At 47.7% G+C, this 14,798-nt stretch carries 6 protein-coding genes and 1 pseudogene; 1 reads left to right on the plus strand and 6 read right to left on the minus strand.

The genetic code is table 11. The annotated features are described in order from the left end of the window. Positions 1-46 precede the first annotated feature (46 nt). The 5 genes from dnaB to B5F71_RS10230 all read right to left on the minus strand — a co-directional run bounded on the left by dnaB (position 47) and on the right by B5F71_RS10230 (position 13,697). Positions 47-1,609: a replicative DNA helicase gene (gene dnaB / locus B5F71_RS10210; RefSeq protein ID WP_087209908.1), complete on the minus strand. Its 1,563-nt coding sequence runs from the start codon at positions 1,607-1,609 to the stop codon at positions 47-49. A gap of 150 nt (positions 1,610-1,759) precedes the next feature. Beyond that, the gene (locus tag B5F71_RS10215) at positions 1,760-3,982 is read right to left on the minus strand and encodes a glycoside hydrolase family 3 C-terminal domain-containing protein (protein ID WP_087209910.1); all 2,223 of its coding nucleotides are present in this window, start codon (positions 3,980-3,982) and stop codon (positions 1,760-1,762) included. A 19-nt stretch (positions 3,983-4,001) separates the two neighbouring features. Then, positions 4,002-6,509 (minus strand): glycoside hydrolase family 2 TIM barrel-domain containing protein, encoded by a 2,508-nt coding sequence (locus tag B5F71_RS10220; protein WP_143269878.1) that lies wholly within the window; start codon positions 6,507-6,509, stop codon positions 4,002-4,004. Positions 6,510-6,656: 147 nt separating this feature from the next. Next, a complete protein-coding gene (locus B5F71_RS10225; protein WP_087209919.1) occupies positions 6,657-9,539 on the minus strand; it encodes a TIM-barrel domain-containing protein in 2,883 nt (960 codons plus the stop codon). A 147-nt stretch (positions 9,540-9,686) separates the two neighbouring features. Beyond that, positions 9,687-13,697: a two-component regulator propeller domain-containing protein gene (locus tag B5F71_RS10230; protein ID WP_087209913.1), complete on the minus strand. Its 4,011-nt coding sequence runs from the start codon at positions 13,695-13,697 to the stop codon at positions 9,687-9,689. 489 nt (positions 13,698-14,186) lie between these two features. Between B5F71_RS10230 and B5F71_RS21170 the strand changes: the two genes are divergently transcribed. Next, positions 14,187-14,318 (plus strand): hypothetical protein, encoded by a 132-nt coding sequence (locus tag B5F71_RS21170; RefSeq protein ID WP_255376587.1) that lies wholly within the window; start codon positions 14,187-14,189, stop codon positions 14,316-14,318. A gap of 89 nt (positions 14,319-14,407) precedes the next feature. On the opposite strand, the pseudogene B5F71_RS10235 reads toward B5F71_RS21170, so the two are convergent. Next, positions 14,408-14,798 (minus strand): annotated as a pseudogene (locus B5F71_RS10235) (hypothetical protein); the annotation flags it as partial.

Consider the following 14,798-nt stretch of genomic DNA (forward strand, 5'->3'; position numbering starts at 1 on the left):
CCGTTTTCGTGTGTGCTTTGGACAATTGGGGGATTCATTCCAATTTTCAAAACGGGACATCAGGCATAGGAGCACCAAAGGGATTCTCCGACTGAGGAGGTATATCAGCAGGAGTAGGAGGCATATATCCTTGGCTTCCACCACTATTTATCTTCGAACGAAGTACTGGCGAAGTATGTTCCTCTCCTGGCATAGGCACAATCAGGTCATCATCAGGATTCTGAAAACGTGCATACTCTGCCCGGAAACGGAGAAGCACATCTCCGACGGCACCATTACGGTGCTTGGCAATGATAATCTCTGCCATTCCATGCAAATCATTACCTTTCTCGTCCTGATAAATCTTGTAATATTCAGGGCGGTGGATAAAACACACCATATCTGCATCCTGCTCGATGGCTCCTGATTCCCGCAAATCGCTCAACTGAGGACGCTTACCATCAATGCCTTCACGGTTTTCTACACCACGATTCAGCTGACTCAATGCAATAATAGGAATATTCAATTCCTTTGCCAGTCCCTTAAGCGAACGGGAGATTGTACTCACCTCTTCCTGTCGACTTCCATACGACATACCACTGGCATTCATTAACTGAAGATAGTCGATAATAATCACTTTCACATCGTGTTCACGCACCAATCTCCGTGCCTTAGTCCGCAATTCGAAAACAGAAAGCGAAGGTGTATCATCCACATAAAGCGGAGCATCATACAATTCTTTTATTTTATAATCAAGCTGTCCCCATTCATAAGGAGCCAATTGCCCGCTCTTGATTTTCTCACCAGGTATTTCACATACATTCACTATCAAACGGTTCACCAGCTGTACGTTACTCATTTCGAGCGAAAACAAAGCAACAGGAACTTTATTATTGACCGCCATATTTTTCGCCATCGAAAGTACAAACGCCGTCTTTCCCATTGCCGGACGGGCTGCAATAATGATAAGGTCGGAATTCTGCCATCCTGACGTCATTTTATCAAGTTGGTGAAAGCCACTGGACAAACCGCTCAGACCATCTGTACGTGCTGCTGCTTTCTGCAACATTTCATATGCTTCTTGAATGACAGGATTAATCTGTGTGTAGTCCTTCTTCATATTTTGCTGGGAAATCTCAAAGAGCTTTCCTTCGGCCTCCTGCATCAAGTCGTCTACATCCTGTGTTTCATCGAAAGCTTTGGTCTGAATGGCGCTGGTGAATGATATCAATTCACGTGCCAGAAATTTCTGAGCGATAATACGTGCATGGTATTCGATATGGGCAGACGAAGCCACTTTACCACTAAGCTGGGTGATATAAAAAGGTCCTCCCACCTCTTCCAGATTGCCTCTTGAACGCAGCTGCTCGGTCACCGTAAGAATATCAATCGGCTTCTGTTGGATAGCAAGGTCAGTTATAGCTGCATAAATCAGCTGATTACGATGTTCATAAAATGATTCAGGACGCAATATTTCACTCACCAGTGAATAAGCATCCTTTTCAATCATCAATGCCCCCAATACCGCTTCTTCCAGCTCGGGTGCCTGAGGCTGGAGATGTCCATATTCATCCACCGGCTTGGTCTTTACAGCCTTCGGGATGCGCGTCGTTCTTCGTACTTCTGCCATTATCTTCTTTTTTGAGGATGCAAAGTTAGAAAAATAAATCGAACGCAAAGATACAAAGACACAGAGTTTTTATTTTTGCTTCTGCAAAAGCCAAAAAACATAACATCCTTGACTTTATATTTTGCGTCCGATCTATTATCCTCAAAAGACTTACAGCAGTTCGAACGAAACCGTACCGCGTATATCCGCAGACGATGCGCCGATATACGCCTTGAACTTACCCGGCTCCGCTACCCATTCGTGACGCTTATCATCGAAGAATTTCAAAGCATCGGGAGTAACGGTGAAAGTCACTTCTTTTTCTTCACCCGGACGAAGAGCCACTTTTCGGAAGCCTTTCAGCTCCTTTACAGGACGAAACACGGAGCACTTCTCGTCGCCGATGTAAAGCTGGACAATCTCCTTGCCGGCTACCGTTCCCGTATTCTTTACTTTTACCGAAACCGTAAGGCTTCCGTCTTGATTCATCGCCTTAGCCGAAACCGCCGGTTTGCCGTATTCGAAAGTCGTGTAACTCATCCCATAGCCGAACGGGAACATCGGTTCAATTTTCTTGGTGTCATACCAGCGGTACCCCACAAGAATGTCTTCCTTATATACTTCACGGATGCTGTCGCCCGGATAGCAAAGCGCATCGAAAGCGTGGGCTGGGCAGTCTTCCAGTTTCACAGGGTAAGAGAAAGGAAGTTTCCCACTGGGATTGACTTCGCCGCTCAGCACATCTGCCAACGCATTTCCGGTAATCGTACCCAAATACCAAGTCTGCACCACAGACGGAACGTCATCGAGCCACGGCATCGCCACCGCATTCCCGCTTATCAAAACGACTACCATATTCTTATTCACTCCGAGCAACGAACGAATCAGTTCATCTTGCCCGAAAGGCAAGTTATAGGTAATGCGGTCGCCCGCCTCGCAATCCTGCTGATGGTTCTTGTTCAGTCCGCCTACATAAATGACCAAGTCGGCTTCCTTCGCCTTTGCCACGGCATCCTCACGCAACGAATCCATCACCGCCTGCGGAATCTCTTCCACATTGCCATACATCGGACGCCCTGCCTTATAACCTTGCGCATACGTCACATTGCCGTACTTTTTACGCAAACCGTCCAAGGGAGAAATGAAATCTTTGGGCTTCAGTTCCGAAGAGCCTCCTCCCTGCATCAGGTTGCGCACCGCATTGTCGCCTACCACAAGGATGTTTTTATACGCGCCGGGAACAACCGGAAGCAAGCCTGCCTGTTTCTTCCCGTTTCCGTTCTTCAGGAGCACTGTCCCCTCGGTTGCCACTTCGTATGCCACCTGATAATGCGCCGGCGAAGCCATCGAGCCGAAAGACTTTTTGCGGTTCATCGCCGTGCGGAAAATCAGACGGAGCACGCGCCCTGCCTTGTCATCGACCACCTCCATCGGAATCTTGCCTTCTTTTATCATCTTCAAGTAAGCTTTACCCAAATAATAGTCATCATAACCGAACTCCGACTCCGAGGTCAATCCGTTGGTGTAAGAGCCCATTTCGAGGTCAAGCCCGTACATGGCGGCTTCGTACGTATCGTGTGCCGCTCCCCAGTCGGTCACCACACACCCGTCGAACTTCCATTCGCCTTTCAGAATGTCATTATTCAAAAGCTTGTGATGCGTGGCGTGCGTACCGCGTACTTTATTATAAGATCCCATGATGCTCCATGCCCCGCCCCGCTCTACCGCCGCCTTGAATGCAGGCAGATAGATTTCGTACAAGGCACGGTCGCTCACCTCCACATCGATATGCCCGCGCCACAATTCCTGATTGTTGAGCGCGTAATGTTTCACGCAAGCCGCTACTCCGTTCTTCTGCAACTCCTGAATGTAAGGCACACACATCTCGGCGGCGAGATAGGGGTCTTCGCCCATATATTCAAAATTACGTCCGTTCAAAGGCGTGCGGTATATGTTCACGCCCGGTCCCAGCTGCACGTCCTTGCCACGATATAAGGCTTCTTCGCCCAATGCTTTTCCGTATTTGCCCGAAAGTTCAAGATTCCATGTAGCAGCAAGGCATGTCAATGCCGGAAAAGCCGTACAACTGTCGCTGGTCCATCCGGCATATCCCCAGTCGTTCCAATTGATTTCGGCACGTACCCCGTGAGGGCCGTCGGAATACCACAGTTCAGGAATGCCCAGACGCGGACATCCGGGCGAACTGAATTTTCCCTGCGCATAACTCAGGCGTGCCTTTTCCTCTACCGTCATCCGGCTCAAGGCATCCTGCACGCGCGCTTCTATCGGCTGGCTGTCGTCCAAATACACCGGAAGCGTTTCCACCGTTTGCGCCATCGGTGCAGACAGGGATAACGCCACACCTGCACATATTGTCAATAATTGTTTTTTCATGGTTTTCTGTTTTATAATTTTATTCTGCTGTTATCGATACTTCTGCATCACGCAAGCCATCGGAAACCGCCTTCAGGCGGGCACCTCCGGCATCTCCCGTGTTTTGCAACACCACGAGGCACTTGCCGTAAAAAGCCTTGCGCTTATTGTCCTTGAACCGCTCCATCGAAATGGGGCTTCCGTTATCCACTCCGGCTATAAAGGCATTGCCTTCTACCTGAAAACGGACCAAATTGTCGGCGTTCGGACACAGATTGCCATCCTTATCCAAAATCTCTACCGTTACGAAACTCAAGTCACGCCCATCAGCATACAAGTTGGAACGGTCGGGAGTCAGGCGGATTTGGGCAGGGGTTCCAGCTGTACGGATTTCTTTCTCGCCTACTACCTTGCCTTCTTTACGTGCCACCACCTTCACGCTTCCCGGCTCGAACTTGACACGCCATGCCGCATGCAGGCAATCAGGAGTCTTCGCCTTCACGCCTTGCGACTTGCCGTTGACAAAAAGTTCCACCTCGTCGGCATTGTTGTAATAGCACCACATATCAATATCCTGTCCCGGCGTCCAGTTCCAGTGCGGGAAAAGATGGAGTACAGGCTTGTCCGACCACTCCGCCTGATAGAGGTAATAGGCATCCTTCGGAAATCCGGCAAGGTCGACGATGCCGAAATACGAGCTGCGTGCAGGCCATCCGTAAGGAGTAGGCTCGCCGATATAGTCGAATCCCGTCCACACATATTGCCCGCTGATGAAAGCATTGTCACGAATCAGCTTTATGGTTTCCTCATGCGTGTTTCCCCAAGGCACATGGCAATTGTCGTATGCCGAGCAAGCGAAAGTCGGGTCGTAATACGGCTTGTCCCAACGGTCGGGACAAACGGTAACCTTATCGCTCGGCATCCGGTAATACCCGCGTGTGGCAAGAGCCGAATTGCTTTCGGTAATTATAAAAGGCTTGTTGGGGAAATTCTTAGGCACATCGGGAATATTCGCGTTATGATAATTGTACCCGATAATGTCCATAGCTCCCGACTTGAACAAATGGTTTGCCGGATTCGGTTCATTGCATCCGGTCGTAATGGGACGTGTCGGGTCGAGTGCCTTTACAAACTCAGCCAGCCTCTTTGCCAGCAATGAATTGACACTCATCTCCCCTTCTTTTGCCAACATATCCGCCGAATGCCCGAAGTTCAGAATCAGGTTCGCTTCTTCCAGACTTAACGTATCGGCTTTGGCATCGCTCCACTGCTCCAACACTTCGTTGCCGATGCTCCAAATAAATATGGAGGGATGGTTGCGGTCGCGCAAGATGAAATCGCGCAAATCCCGTTCATACCACTCATCGAAATAGCGGGCATAGTCGTGCGAAGTCTTCTTCTTGCGCCACATGTCGAACGCCTCATCCATGACGATGAACCCCATCCGGTCGCACAAGTCGAGCAATTCGGGCGCAGGAGGATTGTGCGAACACCGGATGCCGTTGCATCCCATCTCTTTCAGGATTTCCAGCTGGCGTTCCATGGCACGCACATTGACCGCCGCTCCCAAGCATCCCAAATCGTGATGCATGCATACCCCGTTTATCTTCATCGGTCTTCCGTTAAGGATAAATCCCTTTTCGGCATCAAAAGAAAACGAACGGATACCTACAGGCGTTTCATAACGGTCGACCTGTTTCCCTTCTTGTACCACTTCGGTCAATAAGGTATATAAATAAGGTGTATCAATATCCCACCGTTCGGGATTCCCGACCTTTAGCTGTTGCGAGACCTCGGTTTCCTTCCCAGCTTCTACGAAACAGTCCGTTTCTCCACTTGCAACGATAAGCCCTTCCGCATCCAGCAAAGAAGAATGCACCTTCACCTGAGCAGGCATAGCTGATTCATTTGCCACACGGGTCTGAATATCCAAATCCGCCTGCGCATCACTCACCTCACTCACCGTAGCATACGTTCCCCATTCAGCCACATGCACTGCACCGGTCTTCACCAGCCATACATTCCGGTAAATGCCGCATCCCGAATACCAGCGTGAATTAGGCTGTTCGGAATTGTCCACACGCACGGCAAGCACATTCTTTTCGCCCCACTTGAGATGCGGGGTAAGGTCGTAACTGAAAGTAATGTATCCATACGGACGATGCCCCAGAGATACACCGTTAAGAAATACTTCCGAATTCATATAGACCCCATCGAACACGATACGGAACTTCTTATCCGCATCGGCTTTATCGGGAACGAAAGTCTTACGGTACCATCCGATGCCTCCGGGCAAAGCCCCTCCGCCTGTACCGGACGGATTATCCTGACTGAAGTCGCCCTCTATCGCCCAATCATGAGGCAAGTCGAGCGCACGCCAGTCCGCATCTGAAAAACCGACTTCTTCCGCTTGCGGTTCGTCTCCTAACAGGAAACGCCAGCCGTCGTTGAAGTCTATCTTCTCACGGACTTTTTCCGGAGATGCCGCACACGAAGCTAAAAGCAGGCAACATACTCCGCATAAAAGAGAAGCTAATTTCTTCACCATTTTATCTTAATTAATTATTGAAACGCAGATTCCTGCAGATTAACGCAGATATCATTATTATAGTAGAACAAAATTGTTTTGCGAAAGATTGACTATAATTAATCTGAGGAAATCCGCACTAATCTGCGTTTCACACAATCATCACATTTATAATTTCACCGAAACTTCTTCACCCGTATAGTCCACCGTTACACCTTTGACATTCAAGTCGAAAGGTTGTGCCTTATCGGGATTCACCTTTACCACGGTAAAGGTACGTTTCTCCAGCATTCCGGAGAATGAACCCTCACGCTTGCCGATGGTCAAAGTCTTTTCTTCCTCATCGTATTCCATCGGAATCATGGCATACTTGCCCTGCTCGTAGTTGTAGTTCACACCTTCGTCTTCGTACAGCGTAAACTCTCCATCGGCACCTTGATATACATAAAGTACAATGCGATCTACCGGTTTTTCATCGGTATATTGCATATCCTCACCGAACGGAACGATAGAACCGGCACGTACGTAAAGCGGTACACGCTCGTAAGGAGCTTTCACATCTGCCTTCACACCACCCTGCTGGAACTTGCCGGTATAGAAATCATACCAACCTTCCGCTTTCGGGAAATAAACCTCACGCGAACGGGCACCGTATTCATATACCGGAGATACCATAAAGGAAGGACCGAACATAAACTGGTCACCGATGTTATTTACATTCGTATCAGATGTGAAATCCATCACCAGCGGACGCATAATCGTATAATCCTTAAACCAGGTCATGCCTGCCAGAGAATAGATATACGGCATCAGGTTGTAGCGCAACTTCGTATAATAAACAATGGAATTATAAGCCGGATGCCCTTCTGGAGCAATTTCCCACGGTTCGCGCAACGGATACTGACCATGGGCACGGTACAGCGGACAGAACGCGCCGAACTGGAACCAACGCGTATTCAGCTCACGCCATTCCTTATAGTCGGCATTCTCGGTCTTTGTCTCGTTCCATTGCTTCTGACCTGCCACGTAACGGTTTTCTACACAGAATCCGCCAATGTCCATCGTCCAATATGGAATGCCGCTCATGGCAAAGTTCAGTCCGGCTGATATCTGTGCCTTCATGTCTTCCCAACGGGTAGCGATGTCACCGCTCCACGTAGCGGTAGAATAACGCTGCAATCCGGCAAAGCCCGAACGAGTCAGCAAGAATACACGTTTATTGTTGTCTACTCCACGCTGGCCGTTATAGATAGCATCGGCATTCATCAAAGCGTAAGCATTGAAGTATTCAGCCGAGGAGCCTAATGCCGTAGGACCGCACAAATCCTTGCGGTATTGCAAATCAGTACAATCGCGCACGTTCGGCTCGCTGGCATCCATCCACCAGGCATCAATGCCCAACGGATAATAATGCTCGTACATCTGGTTCCAGAACAACTTGCGTGCATCGGCACTATAGGCATCATAGAATCCGTACGTATAACCCGGACCTACCCAGTCCTTCAGGCTGTCCTTTACCGATTGCTGGTACATCCAGCCCTTCTCATCAAATTCCTTGAAATGTTCGGTTGTCGTATAGAATTTCGGCCATACGGAAATCATCATCCGTCCGTGCATGGCGTGAATAGAATCTACCATCGCTTTCGGATTGGGGAAACGTGCCTTGTCGAACTCGTGGCTTCCCCAAGCGTTTTCGGACCAGTGGTTCCAGTCAAGCACGATGTTGTCAATAGGAATCCGACGGTCGCGGAACCCTTTCAAGGCACCCAGCATTTCGGCTTGCGTATTGTATTTCTCACGGCTTTGCCAATACCCCATCGCCCATTTCGGCATAATCGGCGACTTGCCCGTCAGCGTACGGTAGCCGCTGATGACCTCGTCCATATCGTCACCCGCGATAAAATAATAATCCAGTTGCTGCGTCATTTCGCTCCACCACGATTGCTTGCCCTGTTCTTTCGGATCTACCGGACTGTATACACGAAGCCCGGAATAAGATACGGCTCCATCGGGAATCCATTCCACTTTGAGCGGTACACGCTTGCCGGCTTCCAGATTGACCGAGAACTTATAGCTGTTCGGGTTCCACGCCGTACGCCAACGTTCAGGCACCACCAGCTGGTTATCGATGTATATCTTTGTATATCCCGCATAATACAGAATAAACTTGAATTCTCCGCTTTCCGACGGTTCGATAGAACCTTCATACGTCACCTTCGAACCATAGAAAGGAAAATCTTTAGGCAAGTTCACCACATGTCCCAAATCGCCTCTTACCAGATGCTCGAAATAGAGCGAATCCTCACGGCGTACCAAGGTCTCCGCACCTGAACCTTCGGCAGGCACGTATGTACCGGTAATGGCACCTTCTTTTCCATCCTTGTCATAAAGTTTGAACACTTCCCCCAATTGTGAATAATCATTGGGATTACCGAAACGGCAGAGCGAATAACTGTCAAGCAGCACACCGTAATTCTTGTTCGATACGATAAAAGGCACAGACACCTTCGTATTGTATTGGAACAACTCCTCATTCTTACCTTTGTAGTTGAACTCATCCGCCTGATGTTGCCCCAGGCCATAGAACGCCTCGTCATCGGGCGACTCGAATACCTGACGGATAGTATATCCCTTCGTGCCTTCTACTTCGATCGGAGCAAATGTTTTCCCTCCCCCTTTGTTTTCCTGCAGAATCATGTTACCGTCTTCATCGGTAAACCATACTTCACCCGTAGACGCCAGCACCGAAGCACGCACCTCATCGGTAGATACCGTAATGGTATCGCCTTGTTGCGCTACCGTAAAGGGAGTCTGCTCCGTTTGAGGAACAACAACCAAACTTTGCCGGTCGGCAAATTTCTTTTCAGGAGTCGCCGACACGTGGATAAGTTTTTCACCCATCACCTGAAAACGGACCAGACGCACATCTGTGTCACCTTTTTGCTGTACTTTTACGATTACACCCTTGTCTGTCTCTTCATAAACGTTTCCGGAACATGCACCAAGCAATAATCCGGCGAGCAGGCAACAAGAAATGTTTTTCATTTTCACCATATACCCATGTTTAAAGTTAAACAATAAAATTCTTTGATTACAAAGATAATCATTGTTCTCTCAACAAATGATTTCAAATGTTTTATACAAGGAACGTATATCATCCATTCGGGCTTCATTTGTTTCCGTATGGGGTATCATTTGTTATTTACCCTCTTTTTCCTGATAGGCAGAGGGCAAAACGCCAAATTCCTCCTTAAAGTAACGGCTGAAATATTTAGGGTTGTTAAAACCTACTTCATAGGCAATCTCCGATACATGCAGCTGGCTTTCACGCAACAACTGGGCTGCTCTTTTCAACCGGATAACCCGGATAAACTCAATGGGAGTCTTTCCGGTAATCTGCAACAACTTCTTATAAAGGTGCACACGGCTCATCCCCAGTTCACGGCTCAATTCCTCTACCGACAAATCGCTTCTCGAAATGTTTTCTTCCACATATTTCACTGCTTTCTCTATCAGCTTTTCATCCAAGGACGTAATGAGTATTTCGCTCGGAGCCGGGTCTATGGTCGATGTTTGTGCAGACCGATGATAACGGCTCAATTCTATCAGTTTCCGGATGCGCAACACCAATACAGTCATGTTGAAAGGTTTGGTCACATAGTCGTCCGCTCCCGTCTCCAGTCCTTTCACTTTCGATTCCACCGCCTGACGCGCCGTCAGCAGGATAACCGGGATGTGTGCCGTACGCTTGTCTCTTTTTATCAGCCTGCACAGTTCGTTTCCATCCATACCGGGCATCATCACATCGCTGATGACCAAATCAGGCTGTAACTCCTGTATCTTAGACAAAGCCTCTTGCCCGTTCGAGGCAACCTCTACCCGGTATTGCAATTCCAGACTATGCCGCATAAACAAACGGAAATCCTCGTTGTCATCCACGACAAGCAAAAGCGGGAAATCCTTCCGGTCGGTTGACGCCATTACCGTCTCCTGCCCTTCATCCATAGGCACACATACCGGTTTAGGCAATTCTGCCTTTACGTCGACATGCCTTACCGGCAAGCATACCACAAATACTGCTCCCGTACCGATGTTATCAAAGACTTCCACCGTACCGTCATGCAGCCTGACAAAATCCCGCACCAGGCTCAAGCCGATGCCGCTTCCCGTCATTTCATCCTGCCCCTTATGCTCTGTCTGGTAAAAACGCTCGAAGATATGTTCCTTTTCACCGTCGGGGATGCCGATTCCTGTATCTGAAACCTTTATCTCGAATACGTTCGAATCGCCTTCCACATACTCCAGCATCACGGTGACACGTCCGCCCTCAGGAGTAAACTTAAAGGCATTGGAAAGCAGGTTCATCACCACCTTCCCTATCTTGTCGGCATCGAAAGCCATCGAAAACGCATCCACCCCCGAAAAGAAAGAAAACCGGATATGCTTCTTGTCTGCCATTGACAAAAACGAATTGCAGACCTCATGGATATACCCCACAATATCTCCTTCCGACAACGACAAGTGATGCCCGCTCATCTCTCCTTTCCGGAAGTCCAGCAACTGGTTGACCAACATCAGCAGACGCTGCGCATTGCGATACATCAGCTGCAACACATTACGCTGCGATTCATCCTCTGCCGTTTTCTTCAACAACTCTTCCAGCGGGGCAATAATCAAAGTCAATGGCGTACGCAATTCGTGGCTGATGTTGGTAAAGAAACGGAACTTCATCTGATTGATTTCCTCCTTCCGGGCTGCTTCTTGCTCTATCTGCTGCATGCGGAACTTTTCACGTTCACGCTTCAAAGTCAAACGCCGGGCAAACAACAAGGCACTTACACCTATAATTATATAAAGCAGGTAAGCCCACCACGACAACCAAAAGGGAGGACGCACAATCAATTTCAGTTGTGCCATCTCCTTGCTTTCATAGCCATCGCTATTGACCGCCTTCACCTTTAGTGTATAAACGCCATGATTCAGATTGGTGAATACAAGCCTGTGGATACCTGGTGGAAGCGATAACCAGTCCTTACTGATTCCTTCCAGCTTATACCGGAAAAAGGCCTTTTCCGGCAAGATGAAATTATCCGTAGCCAGTTCTATGGTAAAAATATTCTGCCTGTAATCCAATTCCACCTTACGGACCTTGTTCAAGTCTTCGGGCAATATCAGATTGCCGTCATACGTTTTGCCTACCTCCACCTCCTTGTCAAACAAGGACAGGCCGGAGAACAAGACATTGGGCAACTGCTTATTGTAACTGATTTCACTTGGATTAAAAATATTCAAGCCATACAGTCCTCCCGCCACAATCGTTCCGTTTTTCAGAGTCTTGATGGAACGCAAGTTGAAATCGCAATTCTGAAGCCCGTCCGCATTACCATACACATGCGGTTCAAACGAATAGCCTTCCTCGCCCTGATGCAACACTTTGATATGAACCATCCTCCGTGTCGATGATACCCACAGATTATGCCCATGGTCTTCAGCAATCCCCGAAATCATCTCCCCTTCCTCGCCTGTAATTTCGGGAAAGTCTCTCAAGACTTGAGATTTCGGGTCATACATTTTCAATCCTTCAAGAGTGGCAATCCATACCAGCCCCCGGCTGTCTCCAAAGACCTGGTTGACCCCAAAATCGTTTCGCTCTCCCGACATCGACGGAACCTTGTAAATCGTCCTGTCCTGCAAGTTCATGCATGCTACACCCACCGTACCAATGACCAGCGTATTGTCAGGCAAAAGGCAAAGCGAATTAATCAGGTTGTCGGGCAAATCCGAATTGGCAGTCGTGTAGGTTTCCATTTTACCAGTTTGCGGATGAAAGCATTGCATCCCTGCATCCAGATACCCAATCCACAGATTACCTTCCCGGTCTTCCACCAAGTCCCAGACATTGTTACTCGACAAGCCATCCGCCATGGTATACCGGACTGTCTTTCCCTTATCCAGACAATACAATCCGCCATTGAAAGTGCCAGCCCATAATTTCCCGTCACGTGCTTTCAGCAGTGCAACAATCGGATTCGAATCAATCCGCCGGGAACCATATTCCTCAAACTTGCGTGTCTTGACATTCCATAAAAGCAACCCGTCATCGTTGGTTCCCAGCCACAACCGATGCGCATCTTCCTGTTCGATGCACGTAATATCGCCCAAAGACTGGAAATGAAACTTGAAAATACTTTCTCCGTAATACGAAAGGCCTTTCTTGTAAGTACCTGCCCATACCAAACCGTTACGGTCGACATAAAGCTGATACACCGTATTGTGGCACAAGCTACGTTCATCGTCTGCATGATTTGTCAGATTCACGACCTCGCCAGTCTTTTTGTCGAACACGTCAATGCCTTTATATTCCTTTGCCAGCCAAATGCATCCGGTCTTATCCTGCGTCACCGCATGTACAAAGTCTGTCTGATGTTTCCAGTGAGCGGCCAAATCATCACGCCAGCGTCCGGTTGGCACATCATATACCCACAAACCCGTTACGCTATATATCCATACGCAATCATCAGCATCCGTAAAAAGCGAAAACTGAACGTATTTCCCCTTCGGAAGTTGAGCCGGTATATCATCTCTTTTCCATTTCAGATCCAGTTCGTCACGCCCGATGCAGACCAGCAACCCATTATCATACAACAACAAAATCCCGTCACGGCACTCTCCCACCACACTGATACCCGATACAGGCAAGCCGTTTTCCCGCAATACAAAGACTTTCGGCTCTTCTCCTTGTTTATAGCGGTAACACCCCTCTCCGGCAACATACAGCCACGTATATCCTTTCTTGTCTACATAAACATACAACGGATTTTTAGCGTTGCTGCCCAATTGTTTCATAAATCCGCTCAAATCATTGATAAAAATCCCTTTATCTTTATCAAACAAAGCATATTCACGTTCTGTCTTTATCCAAAGCTTGCCTTCGGGACTCTCACAAATATTTACTACCACATTATCGGGCAACGAATACGGGTCATTATTCAAATGCCGGAACACGCGGAAAGTATACCCATCATAACGGTTCAACCCATTCCGCGTACCGAACCACATAAATCCGTCCCGATCCTGATAAATAGAATAAACCGTATTGCTGGAAAGCCCGTCGGCTACTTCCAAATGCTTGAACATATAGCGGTGTGCACGACTTCCGGCACATGCCAGTATAATAAACAATGCAATAAGAATCTGTTTTTTCAGCATAATAAGATGAAAGGCTTTGTTTGTTTTCGATTACAAAAGAAACAAAAAAACGAGAAAAAAGCAAGCGCACCCGTTTTTTTCTAAATAAGAAGCCACGGCTCTTTCATTTAAAACATATACAGCTGACATGCACTTACAACCAGCCAATTTACGGATTATTATTGGGCTACACGCACATCTGCTATTTACCAATTATGGAGCACAGACCTCGCAGAAAAATTCTCCTGTTAAAGAAGTAGAAGATACATATGCTGATGGTAGTAGTGCTTATTTCCATAGAAGGAGCAACAGAAGGTGGAAATTTTGAAGGTTTTAAAATCTTGACTTCAACAGTAGAAGTAGAAAATCTAAATAATATTTTAGTGTTACAATAATCAGTACCAACCGTTGTATAAAGTAAGAGTGTTCATCAGATGTTATGACCAATTTTTGATTATAGATGGACGGCGTATTGATTTTTCAGAATATTGGCCAGAACATAAGTTTAATATGGAAATAGAAGATTTACCTGCTACCGGAAATTTTGGCGTCGGTAAACAATATACTAGAGAAGTTAGCATATCATTTCTGGGGCGAGAATTTTATGCGGCATGTGTGATGAATATCTATCAAAAGAAATAGTCTTCTTACATCAAAATAAAGCAGTCAGCCCTTGCGGATTGGCTGCTTTATTTATGTGTGGCAGGTATTGCCGCGTAAGTTTAGATTGATTACAATTTCTCAATTTCATCCGGCGAAAGTCCGGTGATTTTAGCGATGGTTCCCGTCGGGATACCTTCTGCTTTCATGCCACGGGCATTTTGGATGTTGTTTTGTCGGATGCCTTCCTGTATGCCTTCTTGCCTGCCTTCTTCCATGCCCTTTTGCCTGCCTTCCCGCAAAGCATCACTTATCAAGGTATTTTCCACCCGCACGGCATCCCAAAAGTCATCATACCACCACAGTTGGGCATCGCTGAAGGCGGATTCTTCGATTTGCGTCACCGCCTTACTGATTTCCGGATTCTCTAATAACTCTTTGGGGGCTTGCCGCGTATGCTCGTCTATTTCCGTCAGATACCGCAACCAAAGTACCGCCATTTTCTTGCCTTTGAAATCTTGT

The organism is Bacteroides sp. An269 (assembly GCF_002159755.1).
Taxonomy (GTDB): Bacteria; Bacteroidota; Bacteroidia; order Bacteroidales; family Bacteroidaceae; genus Phocaeicola; species Phocaeicola intestinalis.